The sequence below is a fragment of the Burkholderia anthina genome (genome assembly GCF_902498995.1).
GTDB classification, from domain to species: domain Bacteria; phylum Pseudomonadota; class Gammaproteobacteria; order Burkholderiales; family Burkholderiaceae; genus Burkholderia; species Burkholderia anthina.
In genome coordinates, this window is the sequence record NZ_CABVLY010000046.1 from 21410 (window position 1) to 27518 (window position 6109).

5 protein-coding genes are annotated in these 6109 nt (G+C 68.6%); 2 read left to right on the forward strand and 3 right to left on the reverse strand.

The genetic code is table 11. The annotated features are described in order from the left end of the window. Window positions 1-34 precede the first annotated feature (34 nt). The gene (locus tag BME24068_RS33960) at window positions 35-415 is read left to right on the forward strand and encodes a VOC family protein (protein WP_174928714.1); all 381 of its coding nucleotides are present in this window, start codon (window positions 35-37) and stop codon (window positions 413-415) included. A 54-nt stretch (window positions 416-469) separates the two neighbouring features. Here the strand turns inward: BME24068_RS33960 and BME24068_RS33965 are convergent, their stop codons facing one another. Then, entirely contained in the window at window positions 470-1081 is a 612-nt protein-coding gene (locus BME24068_RS33965; protein ID WP_096506531.1) for a trimeric intracellular cation channel family protein, read from the reverse strand. Window positions 1082-1089: 8 nt separating this feature from the next. Further along, window positions 1090-3198: a penicillin-binding protein 1A gene (locus tag BME24068_RS33970; protein ID WP_174928715.1), complete on the reverse strand. Its 2109-nt coding sequence runs from the start codon at window positions 3196-3198 to the stop codon at window positions 1090-1092. 205 nt (window positions 3199-3403) lie between these two features. Here BME24068_RS33970 and BME24068_RS33975 point away from each other — a divergent pair, with 205 nt between their 5' ends. Continuing rightward, entirely contained in the window at window positions 3404-4198 is a 795-nt protein-coding gene (locus tag BME24068_RS33975) for an aminoglycoside phosphotransferase family protein (protein ID WP_174928716.1), read from the forward strand. Window positions 4199-4310: 112 nt separating this feature from the next. Here BME24068_RS33975 and BME24068_RS33980 read toward each other — a convergent pair whose 3' ends face one another. Next, the gene (locus tag BME24068_RS33980; protein ID WP_096506528.1) at window positions 4311-5147 is read right to left on the reverse strand and encodes a bifunctional allantoicase/(S)-ureidoglycine aminohydrolase; all 837 of its coding nucleotides are present in this window, start codon (window positions 5145-5147) and stop codon (window positions 4311-4313) included. Between the last annotated feature and the right edge of the window lie 962 nt (window positions 5148-6109).

Sequence of the window (6109 nt, forward strand, 5' to 3'; positions counted from 1 at the left end):
TCGCCATTCGCTCATCGCCTTCCAGGAGACGTCCATGCCGCTTCCGATGACCCGCATCATCCTGTACGTGCAGGACGTCGCATTGCTGAAAGCGTTCTATCGGCAGTATTTCGATCTTCCGGTCGTCGAGGAAATCGACGACGAATGGGCCGTGCTCGACGCCGGTGCGATCGAGCTCGCGCTGCATCTGGCCGGCCCGGCGTTTCGTCACGCGGCAACGACGCCCGCGCGCGCGGATGCGAACCACGTGAAGCTCGTCTTCTCGATCGACACGGACATCGACGCGCATCGCGCGCGCCTCGTCCGCGATCGCGTGACGGTGCGCGCGCTCAAGCGCTACGACGGCTTCGCGTACCGGATGTACGACGGCGTCGATCCGGAAGGGAATGTGTTCCAGGTGATGCAGCCGGACTGAATGCGGGCGCGACGGCGTATCCGTCGCGTCGCCGCTTCCGGCGCACCTGCCCGCTCAATGCTCGAGATCCGCGACGCCGAACGTCCGCATCTTCCAGCCCAGCCGCACCGCGAGCATCCGCATCGTGAAGCCCGCCGCCAGCGCGACCGCCGTCGCGACGCCCGCGTCGATGCCGACGTGCTGCATCCCGACGTACAGCGCGCCCGTGACGAACGCGACGCTCGCATACAGTTCCTCGCGCAGGATCAGCGGCATCTCGTTGCACAGCAGGTCGCGCAGCATCCCGCCGCATACCCCGGTGATCGCACCGGCGAGCACGACGATGATCGGCGCGGTGCCCGTCGACGCGCCGACGTCGCAGCCGATGATCGTGAACGCCGCGAGGCCGATCGCGTCGACGGTGACGAACAGCGTCTTCATCCGCGCGACGTGCCGCGCGGCCCACGACGCGACGGTCGCCGCGGCGAGCGTGATCATCAGGTACCCGGGATGGGCGATCCAGCCGAGCGGATAGTGGCCGAGCAGCACGTCGCGCACGGTGCCGCCGCCGAGCGCGGTCACCGCGCCCACCAGCGCGAGCCCGAAGCGGTCCATCCCGCGCCGCATCCCCATCAGCGCGCCCGACATCGCTTCCGCGACGATCGCAATCAGATAAAGCGTATGCATCGTGTGCCTCAGTCTTCGGTACGGAACAGGTCGAGCACGCGCTCGCGCTCGGCCGCGTCGACGGCCGCGGGCATCGGCGCGTCGGATTCGCCGTCATTGCCCCGCGCATCGGACACCGGCGCGCCGCACGCGTAGCGGCTGCGGATGAACGGCGGCACGTCGGCGGTGCAGGTGCCGCGCAGGTATTCGGCGTACACGAAATCGCCGTCGGCGAGCGCGACGTCCTGCGGCGGCGTCGCCTCGAGCGGCGTGCGTCCGTCGACGGCCGTCTTCATGTAGTCGAGCCAGACCGGCAGCGCGAGCGACGCGCCGGTCGCGCGTCCCATCGGCCGCGGCGTGTCGTAGCCGAGCCACGCGACCGCGACGATGCCCGACGAATAGCCCGCGAACCAGACATCCTTCGAGCCGTTCGACGTGCCCGTCTTGCCGGCTGCGTCGTCGCGGCGCAGCGCGAGCGCGCCGCGCGCGGTGCCGGCGCGCACCACGTCGCGCAGCATGCTGTCCATCACGAACGCGTTGCGCGCCGACACGACGCGCCCGCCGTCGGGCACGGGTGCGTCGTACAGCGCACCGCCATGACGCTGCTTCACCGACAGGATCAGGCGCGGCACCATCCGCATGCCGCCGTTCGCGAACACGCCGTACGCGCTCGCGAGTTCGAGCGGCGTCACAGCACCCGCGCCGAGCGCGAGCGGCAGCGACGGCGGATTGCGCTGCGCATCGAAACCGAAGGCCGCCGCATGCTGCTGCACGTAGCGCGGGTCGGCCGCCTGCATCAGGCTGACCGCGACGAGGTTCTTCGAGCGCACGAGCCCGCGTCGCACCGGAATGAAACCTTCGTAGTGGTTGCCGAAATTGCGCGGACGCCACGGCCGCGCGCCGGTTTCCGCATGCGTGAGCGTGCGCTGCGTGTCGTCGACCAGCACGCCCGGGAAGTAGCCCTTCTCCAGCGCCGCCGAATAGACGAACGGCTTGAAGCTCGAGCCCGGCTGGCGATACGCCTGCAGTGCATGGTCGAACACGTTGCGGTTGAAATCCGCGCCGCCGACGAGCGCGAGCATGTCGCCGGTCGCCGCATCCAGCGACACGAGCGCACCTTCGAGCCCGTTGCGCGCATCGCGCTTCGCGCTCTGGCGACGCAGCGTGCGCGCGAGGGCGGCTTCGGCCGCGTGCTGGTCGCGCATCGAGATCGTCGTGGTCACGTCGAGGCCCAGCGTGTAGGCCTCGTCGTGAAAGCGCTCGACCATCATCCGGCGCGCGCGCTCCGCGACGTACGGCGCCGCGACGATGCCGGGCGGCGGCGTGGTCGCCAGCGCGATCGGCGCGGCGACCGCCGCGCGGTACGTCGCATCGTCGAGCTGGCCGAGCGCGTGCATGCGGCCGAGCACGTAGTCGCGCCGTACCGTCGCGCGCGCCGGATTGACGACCGGGTTGAACGCCGACGGCGCTTTCGGCAGCCCGGCGAGCACGGCCGCCTCGCCGGCGGTCAGCGCATCGAGCGGCTTGCCGAAATACACGTGCGCGGCCGCCGCGAAGCCATACGCGCGCTCGCCGAGATAGATCTCGTTCATGTACAACTCGAGCAGCTTGTCCTTGCTGTATGCGCGTTCGAGCTTGATCGCCATCAGAATCTCGACGAGCTTGCGGCTCAGCACCTTGTCGCGCGTCAGATAGAAGTTGCGCGCGACCTGCATCGTGATCGTGCTGCCGCCCTGCCCGGGCTGCCGCGTCACGACGTTCGCGAACGTCGCGCGCGCGAGGCCGCCGACATCGATCGCGCCGTGCTCGTAAAACTTCGCGTCCTCGGCCGCGAGCAGCGCGTGCCGCATCAACGGCGGAATGTGCTCGAGCGGCACGAACTCGCGGCGCTCGATGCCATATTCGGCCAGCAGTTCGCCGTCGCGCGCGAAAATCCGCAGCGGCAGCGCGGGACGATAGACGGCCAGATGTTCGACGGACGGCAGTTGTGTCCAGATGCGATGGATCGTCCATGCGCCGATGCCCGCGCACGCGAGTGCCAGGCCGAGCAGCGCGCCCGCGAGGATGCGCCATGTGCGGCGACGTGGCGATGCGGGACGCGGAGACGGCGGCGGAGGGGAAGCGGTGTGGTCGGTCATTCGGGTTCCTTCTTCGATGCGGCGACGGCGGGCGCGCACCACGCGCCCATCCGTCACGAAAGGCGCGCATTGTCGAAGGGATGCCGGAATACCGGAACAATCTTTAGCCAATGTTTGGCTGGCTAAATTTTATTTAGGAATGGATGTTCATTCGGACAGTCGAATCGCTCGGCGCGAGCGTCGCTTCGCCTGTACCATCGTCGGCATGTTCGACACCTACCTGCGCCTGTGGGACCTCGTGCCCGACGGCGGCCCCATCCTGACCGCGAGCGGCGGCGTGCTGCCCGTCGCCTGGCACGCGCGGCCGGCGATGCTGAAAGTCGCCACGTGCGACGAAGAGCGTCGCGGCAATGCACTGATGACGTGGTGGAACGGGGATGGCGCCGCGCGGGTCTGGCTGCACGACAGCGATGCGGTGCTGCTCGAACGCGCGCAGCCCGCGCCGACGCTCGCCGGCCTGTCGGCCGCGGGCCACGACGACGACGCGCTCCGGATCGCGTGCGACGCTGTCGCACGGCTGCACGCACATCGCGCCGCCGCGCCACCCGAACTCGTGCCGCTGCACGACTGGTTCTATTCGCTGCTGTCGTACGACGCGGACGACGACGTGCTGTGCCGCTCGGCCGCGACCGCGCATCGGCTGCTGGCCGGGCCATCCGTCGACGAAGCGGTCCTGCATGGCGACATCCATCACGGCAACGTGCTTCACTTCGGCGATCGCGGCTGGCTCGCGATCGATCCGAAAGGCCTGCGCGGCGACCGCGCGTTCGACTACGCGAACCTGTTCTGCAATCCCGCGCACGACATCGCGGTCGATCCCGCGCGCTTCGAGCATCGCGTCATGCTTGTCGCCAACGCGGCGCAACTCGACTGGCGCCGGTTGCTGCAATGGATCCTCGCGTGGGCCGGCCTGTCAGCACTCTGGCTGATGGAAGACGAACAACCACCCGACACGCGGCTGCAGGTCGCGGCACTCGCTGCCGCCGCGCTCGACGTGTAGTACGCGGCACGCGCTGTTCGGCCACTTCGACCGCGCAACCGGCCGCCGCGCCAAATAAAAAACCCGCCGGCATTCACCGACGGGCTTTCGCATCCGACTCCCTGCGCGATGCTCAGCGCGCAGGGTTCAGCGTCAGGTTCATGTGACGGTTCACATCTTTGTACAGCAGGTAGCGGAAGCGGCCGGGGCCACCCGAATAGCATGCCTGCGGGCAGAACGCGCGCAGCCACATGAAGTCGCCTGCCTCCACCTCGACCCAGTCCTGGTTCAGGCGATAGACGGCCTTGCCTTCGAGCACGTACAGGCCGTGCTCCATCACGTGCGTTTCGGCGAACGGGATCACGCCGCCCGGCTCGAACGTCACGATGTTCACGTGCATGTCGTGACGCATGTCGCTCATGTCGACGAAGCGCGTCGTCACCCATGCGCCGTTGGTGCCCGGCATCGGGATCGGCTCGACGTCCTGCTCGTTGGTCACGAACGCTTCCGGCAGCGGAATGCCGTCGACGACCTGATAGTGCTTGCGGACCCAGTGGAAACGCACGGCTGCATCGCTGACGTTGTGCAGCGTCCAGTCGGCGCCCGGCGGAATGAATGCGTAGCCGCCCGGCTTCAGCGTGTGCTGCTTGCCCTGCAGCGTCAGTTCGGCCTCGCCTTCGACGACGAACAGCACGGCTTCGGCGTTCTTGTCCTGCTCGGGCTTGTCGCTGCCGCCGCCCGGGTTCACTTCGACGATGTACTGCGAGAAGGTTTCGGCGAAACCCGACAGCGGACGCGCGATCACCCACAGGCGCGTGTTGGTCCAGAACGGCAGCCAGCTCGTGACGATGTCACGCATCACGCCCTTCGGAATGACGGCGTACGCCTCGGTGAACATCGCGCGATCGGTCAGCAGATCGGTCTGCGGCGGGTGGCCGCCATGCGGCGCGTAATACGTTGTCTTAGACATAAAGCATCCAGGCAATGGGTTGGTCCGGCCCCGGGCGAAAACGGCAGCCGCGGCACACAGGCGCGTGGGGCACGCATGCGGCGGCGGAACATCGTTGCCGGGGTGGCTTGAAAGCGCGTGCGCCTTCGTTCGGTCGGCCAGGCTTCGCGACGGGTCCGCCCGGTTCAGCGGGCGGTGCGACCCATGCTTGTGGGTCCGGCGGCCGGGCCGCGGACACTCGGAGTCATGCGGCGGGGCACGGGGGACGGCACGGTTCGGTTCCGTACGCGGGCAGCGTTGACGATAGCGAAGTCGATTCCGATCGACCAATTAAATGTTGCGATGACATCCATTCGATTTCCCACTACCTGCCGGCGTCCGCGACGGCCGGTGAACAGGCAGGTCGCGCGGTTTGCGTATCAGGGAAATCCTGATGCGCAGGTTCGCGGTGCGGTGCCGGTGAAGGGCCCTACGCAGGCGCGATACGGACGATCAGGAGAATGAAGGATGAGCAGATGCCGCACTGCTTCGATCACGCACGCGCGTCGGCTTCAGAACGTGGCGTGGCGTGACGGTGAAGGACGTGCATCGGGCACACGGGGATGCAACCGGCGATGTCGTCGCTAGGCGGGAGAGGTCGAGCGGAAGGGAGAGAATGCCGGCCCGTCGATCGAGGCGGACAGGATGTACTGCTGAAACCGCGGAAGGTGGCCGGTCCGGCCGGCGATGGCGGCCCGGCTCGGACTGCCGGGCCGACCGTCGGATCGGGCGCTGACGCGTCGGACGCGCCGGTGCGCAAGCCGCGCACCGCGCCGCGCCCGTGGCGCTTAGTCCCAGTGACGGTTGTGGCGATGCTTGCGGTGGCGATAGCCGTGATCGCGCTCGGACGAGCTGCGCGACATGTTGCCGCCGAGCGCCGCGCCGGCGCCGCCGCCGACTGCCGCGCCCAGCAGGCCGCCCGTGCGGCCGCCCATGGCGTTGCC

Coding starts and splice junctions, on each gene's coding strand:
- BME24068_RS33975 (WP_174928716.1), top strand. CDS start 3,404: ATGTTCGACACCTACCTGCGCCTGTGGGACCTCGTGCCCGACGGCGGC.
- BME24068_RS33965 (WP_096506531.1), bottom strand. CDS start 1,081: ATGCATACGCTTTATCTGATTGCGATCGTCGCGGAAGCGATGTCGGGC.
- BME24068_RS33960 (WP_174928714.1), top strand. CDS start 35: ATGCCGCTTCCGATGACCCGCATCATCCTGTACGTGCAGGACGTCGCA.
- BME24068_RS33980 (WP_096506528.1), bottom strand. CDS start 5,147: ATGTCTAAGACAACGTATTACGCGCCGCATGGCGGCCACCCGCCGCAG.
- BME24068_RS33970 (WP_174928715.1), bottom strand. CDS start 3,198: ATGACCGACCACACCGCTTCCCCTCCGCCGCCGTCTCCGCGTCCCGCA.